The following is a 21,450-nucleotide window of genomic DNA, read 5'->3' on the forward strand; positions in this document are numbered from 1 at the left end:
GCTTATTGTTATGGCCATACTGGCAAACCTAACAGTGCCACTCAATCAAAAGGTGCGAGTGCGATAGAAACGATATTGTCCGTTCAGCAAATAGGCGCAAAAACGACATAAGGGATTACGCTCGTTTTTCATATATGGGACAGATTGCAAGCAACCACGAGGGGGATAATATGGGGATTTTAAAAGGAAAAATAGCAATTGTAACTGGTGCAAGTCGTTCCCAAGGTATTGGCTCTGCAATTTGCTTAATGCTTGCGGAAGCTGGTGCAGATATCTTTTTTACACATTGGGAATATTATGATGAGAATGAGGGTAATGGATCGGAAAGTGATTTTCCAAATAGATTATGTGAGAGAATCAAAAAATTAGGTGTACGCTCTGAACATATGGAGGCAGATCTATCAGAATTGGAAACACCAAATGCCATTCTGAATTGTTGTGAAGAAAACCTTGGAACGCCAAATATACTGGTGAATAATGCTGCCTATGACAAATTAGTTGATTTTCAGAACTTAAATGCAAAAATCCTTGATGATCACTATATGGTGAACAATAGGGGAACTATATTATTAAGCACTGAATTTGCCAAAAGGTTTGAGAAAGCCTTCCCGCAAAAAAGTGGTGGAAGAATTATTTACCTTGTCTCAAAAGGACCAGACCCCAATAACCTGGCCTATATTGCTTCAAAAGGTATGTTAATTGCTATAACAGAACCATTATCTGTTGGACTTGCTCCTATTGGTATTACCGTAAATTCAGTTGACCCCGGACCGACTGATTCTGGTTGGATGAATAAAGCAACAAAAGAGTCCTTATCACGTCTTTTTCCTACAGGAAATGTTGGAACGCCAGAAGATGCAGCAAGGTTAATTAAGTTTCTAGCGAGTGACGAATCTACGTGGATTACTGGTCAAGTTATTAAATCAGAAGGCGGATTTGTAGGAAGATAAAATTGAGGTGCTTTCTTAGTTGATTGGAGTGAAAGGCGGCGAAGTGCAAAGATATTCTCTCAACGCTTCGCTTTTCCCGCGGAAAGCTGTCCGCGTGTAACGGAGATCAACGGGTTAAAAGTGGTATCACTTATTAATAAGCAATCCTAAAAAAGAAAATAGGGCAAGCAATAAATGCACATGTCTGTGCGTTTTTGCTTGCTTTTTCTATTGTAAAACCGTGTCTAAAACATATACTAAAACGTTTGTTATTTGACTTGCTGTTAGCATTTTTCTCCCAATCAACCGAACTCGTTAGATTTACTTGAATGTCTTTTTTTGTCATTTTTACTTTATGTATATTATAAATATAATATTACTAGGTTAGAGATATTTGATTAATAAAATTATTTTGTCTCAAAATCTATTTATTTGCCTAGATAATAATGGTAGACTGAAATCGACATCAAAGAAGAGGGGGAAATGATTTGGTTCTCAAAAGAACAGCCATGCTCATTATGGCCGTTGTTATGTCGTTTGCTGCTGTGTTCACGGTAACTCCGGGTCAAACTCATGTACAAGCTTCAAGTCAATATGAAAAACTGGAAAAAAATATTAATGCGATCATAGCGGACGCCTCAAAGAAATCTGTCGTCAGCAGCGTTACAGTGCGTAAGGCATCAACGGGTGAAATAATTTACGAAGCTAATGCGGATGGCAAAGTGACACCTGCTTCTACATTAAAGCTTCTTACATCCGCAGCTGCATTGGAAACGCTTGGCGAGGAATACCGTTTCACGACTGATCTGCTAACGGATGGTTCAATAGCAAAAGGAGTATTGAATGGCAATCTCTATTTGCGGGGGCAGGGAGATCCGACTCTGATGAAAAAGGATTTGGATCAATTTGCCGCCACGTTGGCAAAGCAAGGGGTTAAGACAATTACAGGGGACCTTGTTGGAGATGACAGCTGGTTTGACTCTGTACGGCTCTCTCCCGGAATTGATAAAAGTGATGAAACGTTTTACTATGCCGCACAGATTTCCGGATTGACTTTATCCCCGAATTCTGATTATGATGCCGGCACTGTGATCGTAAATGCCAGCCCAACGAAAAAAGGGTATAAAGCCAAAGTGACAATGACGCCTGATACGGGCATCATTACAGTCATCAACAAAAGCAACACTGTTCCGAAAGGTAATAAAAACACCTTATCCATAAAGCGTCAACATGGAACGAATACTATTATCATTGCGGGTAATGTGCCTCTTGGAAGCGCGGGGAAGAAAGAATGGGTGACCGTCTCCAACCCGACGGCGTATACGATGGACGTATTTAAAAAGTCGCTCTCAGCAAAAGGCATCAAGTTTACCAAATCATCAAAAGTGGCTAGACGGGTGGTTCCTCAAAGCGCAACAGTGATCACTTCCAGGCAGTCAATGCCATTAAGAAGTTTGATGAGACCTTTTATGAAATTAAGTAATAATACACATGCCGAAATATTGGCGAAGACGATGGGAAAACAAGTTTATGGGGAAGGAAGCTGGAATGCAGGTCTGCGGGTCATGCGTGAATTTGGACAATCCGTAGGGTTACGTTCAACTGAATGGAATTTTGAGGATGCATCAGGCATGTCCCATAAGAATAAAGTGACATCAGCACAAATGACAGAATTGCTGTTTGCTGCGCGACAAGCACCTTGGTATGGCAGTTTCGTGCAAGGCTTGCCGGTGTCAGGCATGAATGACCGCTTCGTCGGCGGAACGTTGAAAAACAGATTAACGGGTTCAGCTGTAAAAGGGAAAGTAGTAGCCAAGACGGGTAGCTTGAACCGTGTCAATTCATTGGCGGGCTATGCTGAAACAAGAGATGGGGAAACGTTGATTTTCAGCATTCTGACCCAAGGCCAAAAAACAACTGCACTCCCGGCAATTGATCGGATAGCGACAATCATTACTACGACAACTAAGTAGAACCGCAAGACGGCATTGTATCGCCGTTTTGCGGTTTTTTTATTAGATAAGAAGCTCAAATAATGTGCTATCTTTATTCACTTCGGTGAATGGAAAACCGTTCTGTTCCATTCGGAGCAAGAGACCGGCATAATCTTCCTTCCGTTTTAATTCAATACCGACAAGCCCAGGTCCATTTTCCTTGTTATGCTTCTTCGTATATTCAAATGTTGTAATATCATCGTCCGGTCCTAACACTGAGTCAAGTAACTGCCGTAATGCCCCCGCCCGCTGTGGGAAGTTGATGATGAAATAATAGAGCAGACCTTCATGCAGTAGGGACTTCTCCTTGATTTCCTGCATACGGCCGATATCATTATTCCCGCCACTAATGATACAAACGACGGATTTCCCTTTAATTTCTTCTTTATAGAAGTCGAGTGCAGCTATTGGCAAAGCGCCTGCAGGTTCGGCGATGATGGCATGTTCATTATATAGATTTAAAATAGATGTGCAGACTTTTCCTTCTGGAACACTCAAAAAATCATCGACATACTTCCGGCAGATTTCATACGTTTGGGCACCGACACATTTGACAGCAGCGCCGTCGACAAATTTATCAATATTATCCAAAGCTATAATGGCGCCGTTCTGAATGGCGGCATTCATACTGCTTGCTCCCTCCGGCTCAACACCGATCAGCTTTGTCTTAGGGGAAAGGTTTTTAATATATGTGCTGACTCCTGCCATCAGGCCGCCGCCACCGATGCTTGCAAACACATAATCGATTGGCTCCTCAATATCATTCATTACTTCGACAGCGACCGTCCCTTGACCTGCAATGATATCCTTGTCGTCGAAAGGATGGATGAAAATCCGATCTTCCAGTTCCGCGCAATTCACTGCATGAATGGAAGAGTCATCAAACGTATCGCCGACAAGGATGATTTCAACGAATTCTTTCCCGAACATTTTCACTTGGTTGACTTTCTGTTTAGGCGTTGTTTGTGGCATAAAGATTTTGCCGCTAATTTGCAGATGTGCACATGCATAGGCGACGCCTTGCGCATGATTTCCCGCACTTACACAGACAATGCCCTTTTCGCGTGCGTCTTTTTCAATCCGCTTGATTTTATAGTAAGCGCCGCGTAACTTGAAAGAACGTACATATTGTAGATCTTCCCGCTTAATATAAACATTGCAGCCATATTTCTCCGATAGCCTCTCGTTTTTTTGCAAAGGTGTATGGTTCACAACATCTTTGAGCAATTGATTGGCGATTAGGATATCTTCCACTTGTACGGTATTCGTTTCACTTTTAGCCATTTTCGTCATATGCTCTTTCCCTCCGGTATCATAAATGAATATTTTATTATATTACCATGAAACGTCGGAGAAGGACATAAGAATGTTCATAATTAACAATGAATTTGAATGAATTCTTCAAAGTGAACTATTCAGTTAAAAATGAAAGCGTTTTCTTTATGAGAAAATCAACTTTTAGATGTATCGACCAGGTTCAGTGCTTTTGTTCGGATTGAGAGATGAATTCTATCAGCATGAAAGATTTCCCCATCAATGACATACGGTAATTTACGATTTCCTTCAATAATAAATTCCTTGCCCTTTAAATAGGTGACTTCTTTAGCAATTATAGGTTCTCCTTTCAGTAGGTCGGGAAAAAGTCTCGATAAAACTTTCCACCGTTTAGCATTATGTAAAATGGTCGCATCTATTAATCCATCGCTATAATCTGCATAAGGACAAATTGTCAGACCGCCCCCATACATTTTTAAGTTGCCACCTGCAAAGAGCCATAAGTCTGTCTGAAGAATTAGGCTCCCATCAACGAAAATTCTTCCTCGGAATGGCTTGAATATCAGTAATTCAATGATTGCGGAAATTGTATAAGCAACGGAACCACGGTTGAATTTATTGAGCAATCTTTTATAAAAGGAACGATCAGCCCTTATACCGATTTCCGCATCCATCCCGATTCCAGCTACAGTTATTCCATAGGTTCCATTTACATATAATAGATCCGCCAATATCTTTTCATCAGCAGCCAGCAACTCGACAAATTGCTCTGGTTCGGCAACCAAACCGAAGTTTCTAGCGACATCATTTCCCGAGCCTGCTGGAAAAACAGCCAATGGAATGTTCCAAACGGCCAATTGTTGTAGAACAGAGCTCACTGTACCGTCCCCGCCGACTACAACGAAAGCCTTAATTGATTGTGATGAATATATTTCCATCATATACGTTCTTGTCAACTCCGGGGAAACGCATATATGTGCTTCATAATGGATTTTCCTTGCGAGAAGCGTCGATTCGATATCACGCCAGATCTTCAATGCCGCCCCTTTTCCAGACGTCGGATTGATGATAAATACATACATCTTACTACCCCATTTCTACTTACTAGTTTAGCATATTCGAACTAAGTAATTAATCGAATATCGAATTGTCAGTTTAGGGATTCCCGAAGTCGGGAATTCTGTATAGAAAGGTACAGAGTAAAGGAGAGAGAGAGTTATGCAAAAATGGGATAGTAGACCAGACAAGCCAGATTCCGGTCAATGGGCAGCACTAGGAATTTCGTTGCTAATCATACTTATTGTCATCTTCGTAAATCTTATGTAATTACGTAAAGCTTCTTTCCAATAGGAGAGGGGCTTTATTCATTTGTTTAAAAATGGATTTCTCTTTATAATGAATAGATAGAATAGTAGTGCAGTTCGAGAGAGTGGGGAGAGAAATGAAAAATTTAGAATCGATTCTGAGCGCAGATGCTTTCAAAATAAGGGAAATGATCCTGGACGGAGAGATATCTGTTTCTGACGTCACTTCTATATTCATTGATCGGATGAAAGAAAAAAATCCAGCGGTGAATTTCCTTGCGGAAGAACGTTTCGACGCAGCAATGGAGCAAGCAGGACAGGCAGATGTTATATTATCGAACGGAAAAGCAAAAGGGGCACTGTTCGGCGTTCCCATAAGCATGAAAGAGTCATTTGATGTCGTTGGAATGCAAACGACAGGAGGATTGCTTAGCAGAAGAGGGTCCGTGCAGAAAGAAGATTCCGTTGTTGTAAGGAAGTTGAAGGCTGAAGGGGCAATCATCATCGGCAAGACAAATACACCGGAATTATGTTTTTGTCAGGAGACGGATAACAAATTGTATGGCAGGACAAATAATCCATGGAATCTAGGGCGAACAGCGGGTGGATCTAGCGGTGGGGAAGGGGCAGCTATAGCTATAGGTGCAGCGGTTGCCGGACTCGGATCCGATATAGGCGGGTCCATCCGGTTTCCTAGTCATTTTAATGGAGTCATAGGATTCAAATCTGGAAGAGGGCAAGTGTCCCAAGTTGGCAGCTTCCCGTTTGTAGAAGATCCATGGCAGCAAAGGATGCTTGGAATCGGACCGATCGTCAAAACAGTAAGGGATGCAAAACTAATCTATTCGATTATCGCGGAACACCATATTGAAGATCGGGACATCGCAAATTTTTCGATTAATGTATTCCGAACTACCGAACTACCGATCTCCGATGAGACGGTAAAATTATTGAACAACGTATATCTGTCCTTGAAAAATACGTACACGGCAGAAAGGGAACCTTTGCCATACCTCAAGGAATCAGCAGTTCTTTGGCAGGAAATCATGTCAATAGATGGAGGAGAGTCGACTAGAAAGACAGCATTCCGGAATGGAAAGGGAAGCCCGCTTACAGCCTATTTAAAAGAAAGGACAAGTGGGACTTCTGATATTCATCGTTATCTTTCATGGGCTTTAATCGGTGCATCCCTGTTCAAACCATCACGTAAACGACAGGAGGAAATTGGGAATCTACTAAATCAGGGCGATGAATTCTTGGAAGATTATTTAACAAAACGATTGGTTGTCATGCCGGTGTATCATACCGCAGCCCCACCGCATGGAATTGTTTATAAAGAGATTTTTTCAATTAGAAAGACTTTCCTGAATTACATGCCGTTTGCGGCGTATGCGAACACATGGGGGCTTCCTTCCCTGACTGTCCCAATCGGAAAGGATCGTGATGGGATGCCGATCGGTCTGCAAATCATTGGCAAAAACGGAAATGAAGATGCTATCTTTTCGCTCGGTTCGTTTCTTGAGAAAGAATTTGGAGGTTACTCGAGAGTCGATTAACTATATATGTATATTAAAAGGCAGACGAGGGAAGGGGATCCGTTTTCTATCGTCTGCCTTCATCGGCATCCTTGTCAATGCATTATAGTTATAAATTCTTATTTCTAAATTTGGTGGTGAAAAGTGGATGCTATGATATAATGCATTTGTGAAAAGTAAATTATTAATGAGGAGTAATGGAAATGTTAAAAGATTTCTTTATCGGCCTATCCCAAAACCAATTTCTGAATAATGCTGCAAAAAAATACGGTTTACAAATGGGCGCGCAAAACGTTGTAGCAGGAACAAACATTGCTGAAACGATTGAAAGCATTAAGGAATTGAACAAACATGGCATCTCTTGCACTGTCGACAATCTGGGCGAGTTCGTCTTTGAGAAAGAAGAAGCGATTACTGCAAAAGAACAGATACTTGCAGTCATTGAAGCTATCCATGAAAATGAAGTGGATGCGCATATCTCATTAAAACCTTCCCAACTTGGCCTTGATATCGACTATGATTTCTGTAAGGAAAACATTGAAGAAATCGTAGCTGCGGCAAATGAATACGGGATTTTTGTCAATTTCGACATGGAAGACCATGCCCGACTCCAGCCATCATTCAATCTATTGGACGAACTTTCAGCTAAGTACGACAATATCGGAACGGTCATCCAAGCTTACTTTTTCCGCGCGGAGGAAGATTTGTACAAGCATAAAGATTACCGACTCAGAATCGTCAAAGGGGCTTATAAAGAGCCAGCGGAAGTCGCATACCAAGATAAACAGGATATCGATAAAAATTATATCAAATTGATTGAATGGCATTTGTTGAACGGTAAATTTACATCCATTGCGACACATGATCATAATGTCATTAACCATGTGAAGCAATTCGTCAAAGACAATAATATCCCGAACGACAAATTTGAATTTCAAATGTTATATGGTTTCAGGAAGGACATGCAATTGGATTTAGCAAAAGAAGGGTATAACTTCTGTACATACGTTCCATTTGGCCAAGATTGGTACGGCTATTTCATGCGTCGCCTTGCTGAGAGACCGCAAAATATGAACCTAGTCGTGAAACAGGTGTTTACAAAGAAGACAAATACAATGATTGGCTTAGCTGCTGGGGCATTCTTACTGGGACGTCTTACGAAAAAGAAATAAAAAAACGGCCGGCCACTGGTTCATAATCCAGTGACTGGCCGTTTTTTATCCGAATATGACAATTACAATGAAATAGATGACCATTGCAATCAAACCGATTGGAACTCCGAATCTTGCCCACTCGACACTTTTAATATTCAATTTGCCAGCAGCGATAATATTCGGGATATTCCCGGGGATTAGCATCCCACCACTTATGAGTAGACCTAGCAAGATTGCTTTAATTGTAGGTTCGTCCATTTCACTGCTAATTTCTGCAGCTGCAAGCGTTGCGTTATCTAGTACGGCAGAAATCATATTGATCCAGTACAGAATATATGGGTTCAAGTCCAAAAGGAATCTTTTTATGAACGGTTCGAAGCCTGCACCCAATAAAGTCAACGCCATAACGAATAGATAAACCTTAAATCCTCTAATCAGGATATCCAACAATGATTCTTTCCCTTGCTTAGCTTTTAAGCCCCCGTACTTTTTGACGGGGCGGATTAACATAATTGCCAATAAGCCGAAAGCGAATACTCCAGGGATAACATCAGGTCCAATAAGTCTTAAGAGATAAAAGAAATTTTCATCCAACTTACTTGTTGCGATCGTGGATAGAGGTTCACCTATTGGAGTTAATACAGCCCCCATTCCAATCGAATAACAGGCGAGTATGACAAACCGGACTTCCGATTTGCGATCCAGTTCCAAAACACTGACGATCGCAACTAAAACAAGAGCTGCGATGATTGCCGTGATGACACTTGAAACAATTCCCAGGATAATGATGACCAGCGCTAGAAATAGTCTGAATGGTAGTATCCGGCTTACTCCTTTAATCATTTTTTCAAAAGGCTTCTGCAACCATTTGAAAATGAGGCCAGCCACTATGACGGCAATCGTAATATGTATTGGGTCTTCCAGCGCCTTCAACACTAAATCCTTATTCAAAACTCCGCTGACTATGACAGCTGCAATCCCCATAACGAAAAGGAAAACTTCCAAATTGCGCTCGACGAATTGGATTGTAAAGGGTAGGAACAAAACTAAAGCTAAAATGATCGACAATCCCAAAATCATAATCTATCCCCTTTTCCACAACTGAATTGACTTTTAATTCTATCATATCATTTTAATTTTCAGAGGAGAACAATCTATTGAAAATAAAAAAGCAATACTGCGAACAGTATTGCTACTAAAGATGTTATTTAATTAATGGACACCCTTCATAAACTTCGAAATAACTGGAGAGATGGCGAATAGAATTAGACTTAACGCGATCGCCACACCGCCAATGATCCCAAAATACATCATTTCTGTTTCAGCGGAGTAAAACTTCACTAGCTGTGCATTCAATGCTTGAGCCGCTGCGTTCGACAGGAACCATAAGCTCATCGTCTGCGCGGAGAAGGCCGCAGGCGCAAGCTTCGTCGTTGCGGATAATCCAACCGGTGAAAGGCAAAGTTCGCCTAATACTGCAATGAAGATGCTTAGCACAAGCCAAAGTGGATTCACAAGCGTATCCGCTCCACCGAAATAGGCCGGCAACAGAATGACTATGAACGAAAGTCCTGCAAACAGAATTCCGAACGAGAATTTTTGTGGAATCGTCGGTTGGCGATTGCCCATTTTAATCCACAACCAGGCAAAGATCGGCGCCAGCACGATGATGAACAATGGATTAAACGATTGGAACCATGCAGGCGAAATATGGAAGCCGAAAACATCCAAGTTCGTTCGCTTGTCTGCAAAGAGCGCTAAAATCGTTGAACCTTGTTCTGCAATCGACCAAAACATGACAGAAGCCAAAAACAATGGAATGTAGGCAAGAATTCTTGATTTTTCATCTGAATTCGTCTTTTTGCTTCGATACATGACGACGAAATAACAGAAAGGAATTAAGAATCCAAGAATCCCTACAAGCCCGATGAATGATTCGAATGTGAGCCATCCTCTAGGAATGGAAATGACCATAAGGATGACTAAGACAACTACAGCCCCCAAAGTAGTCAACATGAAGCGTTTGCGTTCTTCAGGCTTCAATGGATTAGGGACTTGAGTACCCGCAAGACCCAAATTTTTCTTTTTCGTCAACATGAACATGACAAGCCCGAAGAACATCCCGACTGCAGCGATGCTGAATCCAAGATGGAAGTTATATTTCAATCCGATCTCTCCTACAATCAAAGGAGAGAGGAATCCACCCATGTTAATGCCCATATAGAAAATACTGAAGCCTGAATCACGGCGAATATCGTTAATGTCATACATATCTCCGACGATGCTCGAAACGTTCGGTTTCAATAGACCTGTCCCAAGAACAATCAATCCCATTGAGATGAAGAGCGCTGTCGCTCCTCCTGGCATTGCAAGGACAATATGGCCAAACATGATCAGAATTCCGCCGTAGAAAACGGCTTTCGACGTTCCGAACAGACGGTCTGCGAGCCATCCTCCGATTATGCCGGACATATAGACGAGTGCACCATAAATGGACATGATGGAAAGTGCTGTCGTCTCACTAATTCCGAGTCCGCCTTTGGTAACCTCGTAGTACATGTAGAAGAGGAGGATTGCCCTCATTCCATAATAGGAAAAACGTTCCCAAAATTCTGTAAAAAATAAAGTGAAAAGGCCTTTTGGATGACCGAAGAATCCTTTTTGGGGAACGCTTTCAACAATTTGCTCTTTCGTTATTTGTGACATTTGAAATGTTGCCTCCTTTAAGTATTTCATTATTATATAGACAAATTAATTATATTGTCAAAATAAAAATAGGCAATTTTAAATTTGTTTTTACCGTGATAATATAATGTTTTCTGACACCTGCTGTATTTTTAAAATTAGGTTTATAGTGAAATATCTGTCCGGAACTTTCGCTTTTGGAACTGTTTTGTAGGGAACGGTACGTCTACGTTCAAAAATGTTTGAATTTGAGCTATCATGTAGATATGCAGTTAGTAGAAATGGATGTGTTGTTATGAGCCAATTGATTGTTGAAAACCTAACAAAAAGTGTTGGAGAAAAAACGTTGTTCCGTGATATATCCTTCACAATCATAAATGGGGATAAAGTCGGCTTGATCGGAATTAATGGGACTGGCAAGTCAACATTGCTTTCCATTATCGCCGGAACCGAGGATGCGGATTCCGTCAGAATGGATCATCCGAATAAGTACAGTATTTCTTACTTACCGCAAACACCTGTACTTGATCCGGACAAAACAGTAATGGAAACAGTATTCATGTCAGATGCGCCAATTATCAAATTGAATTTGGAGTATGAAAATGCGCTTGTCGCACTTGAAACCGACTCATCCTCGAAAGAGAATCAAGAAAGGTTCTCGCGTGTCCAAAATGAGATGGACGCAAAATCGGCATGGGATTTAAACACGAAAGCGCGGATGGTCCTGACGAAATTAGGAATTGATACATTTGATAAGAAAATGGGCGAGCTTTCTGGAGGTCAACAGAAACGTGTGGCTTTGGCGAAAGTAATTATTGAACCGGCGGATCTTTTACTTTTGGATGAACCGACGAACCATCTCGATGTCCAATCAATCACTTGGCTGCAGGAGTATTTGAAAAGTGAGCAAGGGGCCGTCATGTTCATTACTCATGACCGCTATTTCCTTGATGCGGTCTCTACCCACATTTACGAGTTGGCTGATCGCAAGTTATATACCCACACCGGAAATTTTGCCGATTATTTGGAAGCGAAGGCAATCCGTGAAGAGATGGCGGAAGCGACGGACGCAAAGATGCAAAATCGGTACCGGACAGAGTTAAAGTGGATCAGACGTGGAGCGAAGGCCAGATCGACAAAACAAAAAGCGCGGATCGGACGTTTTGAAGAACTGCAGGAGAACTTGAAAAAGGAAGGTTCTGCGGGTGACATGGATGTGACGCTGAAAACATCCCGTTTAGGCAAGAAAGTGATTGAAGCTAATGAAGTTTCAAAAGCATATGAGGATAAAAAAATCATCTCTCGCTTCAGTTGCATTTTACAATCGGGGGATCGGATAGCTATTGTCGGTCCGAATGGAGCTGGCAAAACCACCCTTATGAAGTTGTTTGCGAAAGATCTCGAACCTGATAGCGGTTCGATTGAAATGGGATCAACAGTAAGAATAGCGCATTTTCATCAGCAGTTGCCGAAAATGGCCGAAAATAAGCGCATCATTGAATATATAAGAGAAACATCAAACGATATAGAAGATAGTAGTGGGACACGGATATCGGCTACTCAAATGCTGGAGCGCTTCTTGTTTCCTTCCTCGTCACATGGCACGCCGATCGGAAAACTGTCCGGCGGGGAAAGAAAACGGTTATACTTATTGAAATTACTAATGGAACAGCCCAATGTACTGTTGCTCGATGAACCGACAAACGACCTTGATATCGAGACGTTATCCGTACTAGAGACCTTTATTGATTCATTCCCGGGTGTCGTGTTAACGATCTCCCATGATCGTTTTTTCCTTGACAGGACATCTACAAAGCTTTGGGTATTGGACGGGTCAGGGAACGTAGAGGTCCATTACAGCCTCTACTCGGAATATCTAGAATCGGAATCGGTGAAAACTGACGATGCCTCATCCGAAAAAATCATTCAAGATCCACAACCGAGGGAATCGGTTCCGATGAAGAAACGAATGACTTATTCGGAGAAAAAGGAATGGGATACAATTGAAAAAAGTGTCGAAGACATCGAGTCTAAAATCGAACTTACTGAAGCCCAAATGGTCGAATCCGGTTCCAACTACGATCGTTTACGTGAATTGACAAAAGAATTGGATGAATTGAATGCTGAATATGAGCGTCTAATTGAGCGATGGGCATATTTACAGGAAATATCCGAACAAGAATGAGAGGAGTGTTGGCAATGAAGATTGTAACAATAGAACCGACCCCTAGTCCGAACTCGATGAAACTTATTGTGGACGAAGAGCTCCCGATGGGTGTCAGTTATAATTATAAGAAAGAAGATGCGGAACATGCACCCTATCCAGTGTCGGAAATGCTATCTATTAAAGGTGTAAAAGGGATATATCATGTAATGGATTTCATGGCGATTGAACGTGTAGGTACTATTGCATGGGAAGACATCCTTGCTGAAGTGCAAGGAGTATTTAACAAAGATTCAGTGGATGTAGAGAGGAATTTGGAAAAAGCTCCAGATGATCATTATGGTGAAGTGTATGTCCATGTCCAAACGTATAAAGACATCCCTCTGCAAGTTAAAGTGTTCGATAGCGATTCGGAGCTGCGTTTTGGTCTTAGTGAACGGTTTAGCATAGCGATGGAAAAAGTGCATAGTACGGAAGTGGAAAACTATATCCTCCTTCGGAAATGGGCAGATTACGGCATCCGGTACGGTGACAAACAGGAAATTGGGGAAACAGTCGTCCAAGAAGTCGAAGCCGCTTATCCTGAGGAACGCTTACATGAAATAATAAATCAGTCACAGCAAGGGAAGGATAACCTCGAAGAGAAGAAACGTAAAGTTACATTGGAAGATTTTAATGTAAAAGAGTGGGAAAAACGTTTCCAACTGATTGATCAGATGCCCGATCCCGATGTAACAGATCTCCCTTTGCTAGAATGTGCGCTGGAAGATGAAAAAATGTCTATTCGCCGGCTTGCAACTGTTTATCTTGGAATGATCGAGGATGAATCTGTCATTCCTTACGTGGAAAAAGCATTAAAGGATAAAAGTTGGGCGGTGCGGAGAACGGCAGGAGACTGCATGAGTGATTTAGGATTTGCAGGCTTTGAAAACGCTGCAATAGAGGCATTGAAAGATAAGAACAAGCTTGTGAGATGGCGCGCTGCCATGTTCCTATACGAATCGGGGACTGAAAACGCGTTAACTGCTTTGCATGAAGCAGAAAACGATTCTGAATTCGAAGTGAAGCTGCAAGTTCGAATGGCCATTGCAAGAATCACTGAAGGTGAGGAAGCGAAAGGCTCCATCTGGAAGCAAATGACGGAAGTACACGGCAATTCTGCCAAACAATAAAAAATCATTAACGCAATAATATTATGTCAACTCAATCGATAGGTCACTGTTCAATACTATTGAATACATGAAATTGCTTCGTATTCAATGTAGAATGAGAGCGATAGTATCGATTTGTCGAAAGGGGAATGAATTATGAATGCGTACGATGAGTATATGAAAGGCATTGTAAAACCGATGAGGGAGGAACTCGTTCAATCGGGCTTTACGGAGCTGACGACAGCTGAGCAAGTTGAGGAGAAAATGAAATCACTTGAAGGTACCGCATTGATTGTCATTAATTCAGTTTGCGGTTGTGCAGCAGGACTTGCCCGACCGGCAGTGAGGGAAGCGCTGCAAACGGTTGAAGCAGCACCGAATCATCTATTTACAGTGTTTGCCGGCCAGGACAAAGAAGCGACAGAGATGATGAGAAGCTATTTCCCTGAAGTACCTCCAAGCTCACCTTCCATCGCTGTATGGAAAGACGGAGCGCTTGCCTACTTCATTCCAAGGGAGCAAATCGAGAATTTTGAAATGGAACAGATCAAAGATCATCTGAGCGGCGTCCTTGAACAAGTTTGTGCAAAATAAAACAATTATCACGACGGCAGGTAGACCAGATCCGACTACGTACAAAGTAGCCGAGATTGCAAGTTCGGAGCTTGGTTTTCCGGTTGTCGAAAGGAAAAAACGTTCCATTTTACGCATGCAGCGCGAATACGATGCCGATGTCCTTGTCGCAGGTAAAGACCGTTATGAACTATTCCGTGAGGGGATGGAACAGCCGTTATTTTTTCATCCGAATTCGGCAGCTTTCCGTTTAAAGCGCATTAGTAAAGGGGAGCCAGATCCACTCGTTGAGGCGAGTGCATTAACGGAAGGTGATACATTCCTTGACTGTACGCTAGGATTAGCGTCGGATAGCATTGTTGCTTCTCATATAATAGGGGCAGATGGGAAATGTGTAGGATTGGAAGCAGATCCGACTGTTGCTTTTGTAGTAAAAAAGGGTCTTCGAAGTTTTCCTGCCACTTTCGAGGCGTTGGAGATGGCCATGCAGAACATTGAAGTCATTCATTCTGAAGCGATTGAGTTTTTGGCGAATCAGCCCGATCGTTCGTGGGATGTCGTGTACATCGACCCTATGTTCCATGCTCCGATCGAAGAATCGTCGAATTTCAAACCACTACGGCAAGCAGGCGTACATACTTCCTTGACTGAAAAGTGGATGCAGGAAGCATTCCGAGTATGCAACCGACGCGTTGTCGTGAAAGACAGGTTCGATTCAAACGTATTCAGCCAATTCGCCATGCATCGTAAAATTAGACCGAACACCAAGTTCCATTTCGGTTACTTATCCAGATGAAAAAAGCCGTCCATACATTTACTGTTTGGACGGCTTTTTGTATCAATTTGTAAAGTTCAATGAGCTTAAATAAAGGACGAGTGCGAGCATTCCAATTCCCATAAGTAATTCTACGTTCATTTATAAAACCTCCTTCATAAAACCTCACAATAATCTTCAGTTTTATTGTACAATGAATTTAAGAAATATGAAACCTTTACAAATCCTTTTCGTAATATTAGGAAAGACGATTTGTAATTGATAAATAGAATAAAAATAGCGATTCTGTAATGGGAAATTTCCAAATACATAAAAAGCAGGTGGCCTGATGAAAAAACATTTGCAAAACCTTATTATCGCACTCGTTGCGGTCCTGACGCTTGGTGTTATCTCACCAAACCATGAGATATGGACGAATCTGCATCCGAAAGACGACACGAGGCAAGCTGGCATTCCGACTACCTCCAAACATGACTTACAGTTAGGATTAGAAGATTCCGTTTTTGAGCGAGAATCATTTGAACATACTCTATCAATTGAAGATGCTTTATTGCAGCCCGCCAAGGAATTGGCATACTTGAAATTTGGATCAAGAATAGGTCCTGCCATTCAAAATGAATTTGATAGCAATATTTACCCGAAGATTGAAGAGGTTATTCAACAGACGGTAGCGTCTACTGGAGGACTTGGGAATCGAATGCTTTCCATTACTGAGACTCCTTCCGGTGATTACGCAGAGAAAATGTTTCATGTTACTGACAAAGATGACAATAAAGATCTTATACGCTTTCATGTACGTACCGAAAAACGGCCACTAGACGGTTATTTCTATAACTTCCACTACCATACCGCAGAAGACGGTTTCACAGTGCATCATTCTCTTGGTGATATATATTGGTCCAAGAACACACCGCCAAAATGGTTATCATAAAAATGTTAAAACACTCGTCGGAATAACGAGTGTTTTTTTACTACCGTAATGGAGATGTTGGGCTGACGTTTTACACTTCAATAAACTACTATTGAATATCAGAGGAGAGACAAACGCATTTTATGCGAACTAACAAAACCGATTTTTCCTATTCAGGAGAGGTCGGTTTTCTTGATTACAGGGAACACGCCTAAGCCCTTATTCATCTCTATGCATACTTTGGTATGAACCAGCTATTTGCCCAACTACTAGTAAATAGCTGAAATATTGAGGGGATGTGTACCACTGTTGATCGGAAAGAGATTCAAACATAAGTTAGCATTATTGGGGAGCCTGCTTTTAGTTATGGGATTGGTCTTGAGCGCTTGTGGCACCACTGAAGATGCAAAACCACAAACCACTGCAGACCAGAAAATTCGGATCGGTTATCAGAAAAATGGTCCTTTGTTCATCTTGAAGAACTTAGGAACGTTAGAGAAAAGGTTAGAACCGCTCGGATATAAAGTTGAGTGGAATGAATTTCAAGCAGGGCCAGCTCTTCTCGAAGCTTTGAATGCCGGGAGTGTCGATTTTGGAAGAACAGGTAATTCTCCTCCGGTCTTTGCACAGGCCTCGGGTTCTTCGCTGCAATATATAGCTGTGGCGTTCTCGAAGTTCGAAGGCTCAGGGATTTTGGTGAAGGCTGACTCAGCCATCCAAGAACTTGAGGATTTGAAAGGAAAAACAATTGGTTTTGCTAAGGGTTCAAGCTCCCACTATTTACTTGTGAAAGCTTTGGAGAAAGCAAACCTGAAGTATGAGGATATTACACCAGCATTTCTATCGCCGGGAGATGCTCGCGTTGCGTTCGAACAAGGAGACATCGATGCTTGGGTGGTTTGGGATCCCTATACGGCCGACACAGAAGTATCAACAGGTGCGCGACTTTTAGTAAACGGTGAAGGGTTAACTACGGACCGTGATTTCTTTCTCTCATCGTCAGAGTTTGCAGCTGAACATAGTGACATCTTGAAGGAAGTAATCGATGAAATCCAGAACTCCAGTAACTGGGCCAATGAAAATCCTGAAGAACTTACGAAGATGCTCTCAGATATTTTAGGGATTGATGAAGCTTCCATGAAGCTAGCGGTTGATAGACGGGTACATGGAGTAGAGAAAGAGATTTCCGATGAAATCATAGCTGAACAGCAGTCCATCGCAGACACATTTTATGAATTAGGAATTATCCCGACAAAAATCAACATAAAGGAAAGGATATTTTCATTTGAAAAGGATGGGGGGAAATGAGACCCGCATTTACGAAGACCCTTTACAAAACCCTCCCTTGGGTTGTACCCTTCCTGCTTCTGTTCATTTGGCAAATAGCCAGCATGACAGGAATCCTGTCAGCTAAAATCCTAGCTGCACCGTCGGGTGTTCTCCTTGCGGCAGTTGAGCTGACACAATCCGGTGAACTGTTCCATCACGTTTGGGTGAGCCTTGGGAGGGCTGTAAACGGCTTCTTGATCGGAGGAAGTATCGGGTTCATTTTAGGTATCGTGAACGGATTATTCCGTACATCTGAAATGGTACTTGATACATCTGTACAGATGCTGCGGAACATTCCACATCTGGCACTAATTCCACTTGTCATTCTATGGTTTGGGATTGGGGAAGAAGCAAAAATTTTCCTCGTTGCTTTAGGGGTACTCTTCCCAATCTACATTAATTCGTACCACGGCATTAAATCTGTCGACTCAGGGCTAATCGAGATGGGAAAGATGTATGGGCTGAGTAAAGTCTCCCTATTTTTCAATGTGATCTTCCCGGGAGCACTCTCCTCCATCTTAGTCGGAATCCGCTTTTCGCTAGGAATGATGTGGATCACCCTTATTGTTGCTGAAACCATCTCCTCCACAGCCGGAATAGGCTATATGGCGATGAATGCTCGGGAATTCATGCAAATGGATGTCATTATCCTGAGTATCTTACTGTATGCCTTCCTCGGTAAACTATCTGATATGATTGCACGTTTCCTCGAACAACGATGGCTAAAATGGCATCCGAGTTATGCAAAACAACAATAGGAATGGAGGATAGCATGAAAGAAGAACAATTTCACGTACAGCTCAGGGATTTGAAGAAATCATATAATGGTACGATCGTACTTGATCAGTTATCTTTGAACATATGTAAAGGGGAATTTGTCGCGATTGTTGGAAAGAGCGGCTGTGGGAAAAGCACGTTGCTCCGGCTACTCTCCGGCTTGGAGAAACCATCGGAAGGACAGATCCTGATTGAACAAGAACAATTGATGTCCATCAATCGGCAATCGTGCATGATGTTCCAAGATGGACGTTTACTGCCTTGGAAGAGGGTTTTGGAGAATGTTGAATTAGGTTTGAAAGGATCTCACCGAGAAGAGGCTATGACAGTTTTGAAACATGTCGGTCTAGAACATCGGATTAAAGAGTGGCCTGCCAAACTATCTGGAGGTCAGAAACAGCGGGTTGCATTGGCGAGGGCCCTCATCCATAAGCCTAGTCTATTGCTCCTCGATGAACCGCTTGGAGCACTCGATGCGTTCACCCGACTGGAGATGCAGAGCTTAATCGAAAATATATGGCAGAAACACGGGTTTACGGCATTACTCGTTACACATGATGTGGAAGAAGCGGTTACGTTATCAGATCGAGTTATCCTGCTCCAAGACGGACTGATTGCCAAGGATGTAACGATTCCGCTACCGAGGCCTAGACAACGGGATCATGTCACCTTCACTTCCACAGTCAAACTAATATTGGATCAGATTCTTCATGAGCCAAATCCTAGCGAACCAGACAGGACGGAAGAGATTAGTTATCATCTCAAACCCATGCCTAAAGCGGTTTTATGAGAAGTTGCCGTGGCATTCGATAGACGAATGCCATGGCGAAATTATGGTATCCATTCTTTTGTCCAAGCATAGACTGATACAGCACAAACCATTGTGCTATACCTAATTAGGATGATGCCAAGTGAAAAAAAGAGCACGTAGACAACACATAGAAAAAAATAGTAGCAGCTTCTTCAGAAAATATATTCTTGTGGCAACAGGGGCAGTTATTCAAGGCTTTGCCATGGGCGTGTTTTTATTTCCAAACTATATCCCTTCAGGTGGAGCGGGCGGCTTTACTGTCTTGCTGAACTATTGGTTCGGAATCCCGTTAAGTTTAGCCCTATGGATCATGAATGCTTCCATGTTATTATTTGCCTTGCATTTTCTTGGCGGCAAAAGTACAATCGGCACCCTCTTTGGGATAACCATCACCTCAGTTTCTGTTAGTCTGTTTGAAGTGTCTATGGATTCCCCATTCTCATCAGTATCGCTCGACTTATTATTCGGATCTATTTTTTTAGGTACTGGAATTGCCATTCTTCTTAGACAGGGCGTATCAAACGGTGGCGTAGGAGTCATCGCGTTGATCATTGCCAAGTATAAGAAAATCAATCCAGGAAAGTCTCTATTTTGGATCAATGGCGCCATCTTTGTTTTAACTGGTTACGTCATTGTATGGGAAATCATTATTCAAGCTTTGGTTTGCCAATGGGTATCGACGACTATTGTTAGATGGTTGTACAATGTACGCGTGCCGAGAAAAAAAGTCATTATTGATTTGATTTGGGGAAGGGATTAGGTATAAAGTGGTTTAGCGCATAAATTAAACACGTAAGGAAACCATACCTTTAATCAGCAAAATTTTTGATTGGACGAGGTGTGGTTTTGGAAAAAAGTGTTGATAAAGTGAGTGCATGGTGTATTGTAAGTTTGGCTTCAATTCCTCTCATCATGACGCTAGGAAATTCCATGCTTATCCCTGTACTTCCTATATTGGAAGACAAGGTTGGAATTACATCATTTCAATCGAGTATGATCATTACGAGCTATTCGGTTGCGGCTATTTTCCTTATACCAGTAGCAGGTTACTTATCAGATCGCTTTGGGCGAAAAATGGTGATATTACCTAGTTTAATCGTTTCTTTAATCGGAGGTCTGGTAGCTGGGTTTGCTTCATGGAAGATGGAAGACCCTTACTCGATAATTATTATCGGTCGGGTTTTACAGGGGATAGGGACGGCCGGAGCCATGCCAATTGTATTGCCACTCGTAGGAGACCTATATCAAGACGACAGCGAAAAAACGAGTTCTTGCTTAGGTATTATTGAAACATCGAACGCGTTTGGAAAAGTGTTAGCCCCCATCTTAGGTTCAGTATTTGCCGCTATATTCTGGTTCCTTCCGTTCTTCTCCATTTCAGCGCTGAGTTTAATTTCAATTGTACTCATATTTTTCTTTGTTAAAGTCCCAAAAGAAAAAGATGTGCCAGTAAAGTTTAAAAAGTTTTTAGGGAACACAAAAAAAATATTTAAAACAGAAGGCAAATGGCTGTATATCGTATTTCTTAATGGGGTTCTTGTAATGCTTGTTTTATTCAGTATGTTATTTTTCTTATCGGAAAACCTTGAAAAAGTCCATGATATAAAGGGCATTAAGAAAGGTTTCGTCCTTGCAATTCCACTATTGTTTTTTTGTGTTGCTTCTTTTGTTTCCGGTCGGAAAATTAAAGGGGATCTACCGACCATTAAAAAAGTAATGATTTTTTGCTTGATCGCAATGTCCGCAAGTGTCATTTTTGTTGGGTTTACGAGCAAAAAACTGATCCTTCTGTTAGTCGTAACGAGTGCAGTAGGCATCGCAATTGGCGCTTTATTGCCTGCACTTGACGCAATTATTACGGAGAATATAAAAAAGGAGTTAAGAGGTACCGTTTCCTCTTTTTATAGTTCAGCAAGATTTATCGGTGTTGCAGCAGGTCCTCCTATTATGTCACTAGCCATGAAAGATTTTCTTAAAGGAAGTTATATTATCGCAAGTGTACTCGGTGTTATCTTAACGTTCATTGTTGTTAAGTTCATTAAAGTCGATGAAATTGAAGAATCGAATAAAGTAACATAAAGCGA

18 protein-coding genes are annotated in these 21,450 nt (G+C 41.8%); 14 read left to right on the plus strand and 4 right to left on the minus strand.

Annotation, left to right across the window (positions count from 1 at the left end; all coding sequences use genetic code 11):
* Positions 1 to 170 precede the first annotated feature (170 nt).
* Positions 171 to 950 carry an SDR family oxidoreductase gene (locus M3152_RS07360; protein WP_251694517.1) on the plus strand — a complete coding sequence of 260 codons (780 nt, stop codon included), beginning with the start codon at positions 171 to 173 and terminating at the stop codon, positions 948 to 950.
* Positions 951 to 1,417: 467 nt separating this feature from the next.
* A complete protein-coding gene (dacB, locus tag M3152_RS07365; RefSeq protein WP_251694518.1) occupies positions 1,418 to 2,902 on the plus strand; it encodes a D-alanyl-D-alanine carboxypeptidase/D-alanyl-D-alanine endopeptidase in 1,485 nt (494 codons plus the stop codon).
* A gap of 42 nt (positions 2,903 to 2,944) precedes the next feature.
* Here the strand turns inward: dacB and ilvA are convergent, their stop codons facing one another.
* Together ilvA and M3152_RS07375 are read right to left on the minus strand one after the other, a co-directional pair.
* On the minus strand, positions 2,945 to 4,207 hold the full coding sequence (gene ilvA / locus M3152_RS07370; RefSeq protein WP_251695274.1) for a threonine ammonia-lyase IlvA: 1,263 nt from the start codon (positions 4,205 to 4,207) through the stop codon (positions 2,945 to 2,947).
* 167 nt (positions 4,208 to 4,374) lie between these two features.
* Positions 4,375 to 5,280, minus strand: coding sequence for a diacylglycerol/lipid kinase family protein (locus tag M3152_RS07375; protein ID WP_251694519.1), 906 nt, complete (start codon positions 5,278 to 5,280; stop codon positions 4,375 to 4,377).
* Positions 5,281 to 5,639: 359 nt separating this feature from the next.
* Between M3152_RS07375 and M3152_RS07380 the strand changes: the two genes are divergently transcribed.
* Positions 5,640 to 7,058 (plus strand): amidase, encoded by a 1,419-nt coding sequence (locus tag M3152_RS07380; RefSeq protein ID WP_251694520.1) that lies wholly within the window; start codon positions 5,640 to 5,642, stop codon positions 7,056 to 7,058.
* 182 nt (positions 7,059 to 7,240) lie between these two features.
* Positions 7,241 to 8,209 (plus strand): proline dehydrogenase family protein, encoded by a 969-nt coding sequence (locus tag M3152_RS07385; protein ID WP_251694521.1) that lies wholly within the window; start codon positions 7,241 to 7,243, stop codon positions 8,207 to 8,209.
* Positions 8,210 to 8,254: 45 nt separating this feature from the next.
* Here the strand turns inward: M3152_RS07385 and M3152_RS07390 are convergent, their stop codons facing one another.
* Together M3152_RS07390 and M3152_RS07395 are read right to left on the minus strand one after the other, a co-directional pair.
* The gene (locus M3152_RS07390) at positions 8,255 to 9,271 is read right to left on the minus strand and encodes a DUF1646 family protein (RefSeq protein ID WP_251694522.1); all 1,017 of its coding nucleotides are present in this window, start codon (positions 9,269 to 9,271) and stop codon (positions 8,255 to 8,257) included.
* Between the two features lie 132 nt (positions 9,272 to 9,403).
* Entirely contained in the window at positions 9,404 to 10,897 is a 1,494-nt protein-coding gene (locus M3152_RS07395; RefSeq protein WP_251694523.1) for a peptide MFS transporter, read from the minus strand.
* Between the two features lie 274 nt (positions 10,898 to 11,171).
* Here M3152_RS07395 and M3152_RS07400 point away from each other — a divergent pair, with 274 nt between their 5' ends.
* The 10 genes from M3152_RS07400 to M3152_RS07445 all read left to right on the plus strand — a co-directional run bounded on the left by M3152_RS07400 (position 11,172) and on the right by M3152_RS07445 (position 21,445).
* Complete coding sequence (locus M3152_RS07400) at positions 11,172 to 13,061, plus strand: ABC-F family ATP-binding cassette domain-containing protein (protein ID WP_251694524.1); 1,890 nt, start codon at positions 11,172 to 11,174, stop codon at positions 13,059 to 13,061.
* 14 nt (positions 13,062 to 13,075) lie between these two features.
* On the plus strand, positions 13,076 to 14,212 hold the full coding sequence (locus M3152_RS07405) for a conserved virulence factor C family protein (protein WP_251694525.1): 1,137 nt from the start codon (positions 13,076 to 13,078) through the stop codon (positions 14,210 to 14,212).
* A 135-nt stretch (positions 14,213 to 14,347) separates the two neighbouring features.
* Positions 14,348 to 14,785, plus strand: coding sequence for a BrxA/BrxB family bacilliredoxin (locus M3152_RS07410; protein ID WP_285846977.1), 438 nt, complete (start codon positions 14,348 to 14,350; stop codon positions 14,783 to 14,785).
* Positions 14,763 to 15,560 (plus strand): class I SAM-dependent methyltransferase, encoded by a 798-nt coding sequence (locus M3152_RS07415; protein WP_251694526.1) that lies wholly within the window; start codon positions 14,763 to 14,765, stop codon positions 15,558 to 15,560. Before M3152_RS07410 ends, M3152_RS07415 begins: the two co-directional genes overlap by 23 nt.
* A 307-nt stretch (positions 15,561 to 15,867) precedes the next feature.
* Positions 15,868 to 16,470 (plus strand): YpjP family protein, encoded by a 603-nt coding sequence (locus tag M3152_RS07420; RefSeq protein WP_251694527.1) that lies wholly within the window; start codon positions 15,868 to 15,870, stop codon positions 16,468 to 16,470.
* A 288-nt stretch (positions 16,471 to 16,758) separates the two neighbouring features.
* Positions 16,759 to 17,757, plus strand: coding sequence for a sulfonate ABC transporter substrate-binding protein (locus tag M3152_RS07425; protein WP_285846978.1), 999 nt, complete (start codon positions 16,759 to 16,761; stop codon positions 17,755 to 17,757).
* A complete protein-coding gene (ssuC, locus tag M3152_RS07430; RefSeq protein ID WP_251694528.1) occupies positions 17,754 to 18,536 on the plus strand; it encodes an aliphatic sulfonate ABC transporter permease SsuC in 783 nt (260 codons plus the stop codon). Before M3152_RS07425 ends, ssuC begins: the two co-directional genes overlap by 4 nt.
* Positions 18,537 to 18,550: 14 nt before the next feature.
* Positions 18,551 to 19,345: an ATP-binding cassette domain-containing protein gene (locus tag M3152_RS07435; protein WP_251694529.1), complete on the plus strand. Its 795-nt coding sequence runs from the start codon at positions 18,551 to 18,553 to the stop codon at positions 19,343 to 19,345.
* Between the two features lie 121 nt (positions 19,346 to 19,466).
* Positions 19,467 to 20,126 (plus strand): YitT family protein, encoded by a 660-nt coding sequence (locus M3152_RS07440; protein WP_251694530.1) that lies wholly within the window; start codon positions 19,467 to 19,469, stop codon positions 20,124 to 20,126.
* 152 nt (positions 20,127 to 20,278) lie between these two features.
* Positions 20,279 to 21,445: an MFS transporter gene (locus M3152_RS07445; protein WP_435371944.1), complete on the plus strand. Its 1,167-nt coding sequence runs from the start codon at positions 20,279 to 20,281 to the stop codon at positions 21,443 to 21,445.
* Positions 21,446 to 21,450 lie beyond the last annotated feature (5 nt).

The organism is Sporosarcina luteola, assembly GCF_023715245.1.
GTDB classification, from domain to species: Bacteria; Bacillota; Bacilli; order Bacillales_A; family Planococcaceae; genus Sporosarcina; species Sporosarcina luteola_C.

What these genes read in the sequence shown, in the direction of transcription:
- M3152_RS07400 (WP_251694524.1), top strand. Translation starts at nt 11,172, where the DNA reads ATGAGCCAATTGATTGTTGAAAACCTAACAAAAAGTGTTGGAGAAAAA.
- M3152_RS07405 (WP_251694525.1), top strand. Translation starts at nt 13,076, where the DNA reads ATGAAGATTGTAACAATAGAACCGACCCCTAGTCCGAACTCGATGAAA.
- M3152_RS07395 (WP_251694523.1), bottom strand. Translation starts at nt 10,897, where the DNA reads ATGTCACAAATAACGAAAGAGCAAATTGTTGAAAGCGTTCCCCAAAAA.
- M3152_RS07380 (WP_251694520.1), top strand. Translation starts at nt 5,640, where the DNA reads ATGAAAAATTTAGAATCGATTCTGAGCGCAGATGCTTTCAAAATAAGG.
- ssuC (WP_251694528.1), top strand. Translation starts at nt 17,754, where the DNA reads ATGAGACCCGCATTTACGAAGACCCTTTACAAAACCCTCCCTTGGGTT.
- ilvA (WP_251695274.1), bottom strand. Translation starts at nt 4,207, where the DNA reads ATGGCTAAAAGTGAAACGAATACCGTACAAGTGGAAGATATCCTAATC.
- M3152_RS07420 (WP_251694527.1), top strand. Translation starts at nt 15,868, where the DNA reads ATGAAAAAACATTTGCAAAACCTTATTATCGCACTCGTTGCGGTCCTG.
- M3152_RS07410 (WP_285846977.1), top strand. Translation starts at nt 14,348, where the DNA reads ATGAATGCGTACGATGAGTATATGAAAGGCATTGTAAAACCGATGAGG.
- M3152_RS07385 (WP_251694521.1), top strand. Translation starts at nt 7,241, where the DNA reads ATGTTAAAAGATTTCTTTATCGGCCTATCCCAAAACCAATTTCTGAAT.
- M3152_RS07435 (WP_251694529.1), top strand. Translation starts at nt 18,551, where the DNA reads ATGAAAGAAGAACAATTTCACGTACAGCTCAGGGATTTGAAGAAATCA.
- M3152_RS07360 (WP_251694517.1), top strand. Translation starts at nt 171, where the DNA reads ATGGGGATTTTAAAAGGAAAAATAGCAATTGTAACTGGTGCAAGTCGT.
- M3152_RS07445 (WP_435371944.1), top strand. Translation starts at nt 20,279, where the DNA reads ATGACGCTAGGAAATTCCATGCTTATCCCTGTACTTCCTATATTGGAA.
- M3152_RS07390 (WP_251694522.1), bottom strand. Translation starts at nt 9,271, where the DNA reads ATGATTTTGGGATTGTCGATCATTTTAGCTTTAGTTTTGTTCCTACCC.
- M3152_RS07375 (WP_251694519.1), bottom strand. Translation starts at nt 5,280, where the DNA reads ATGTATGTATTTATCATCAATCCGACGTCTGGAAAAGGGGCGGCATTG.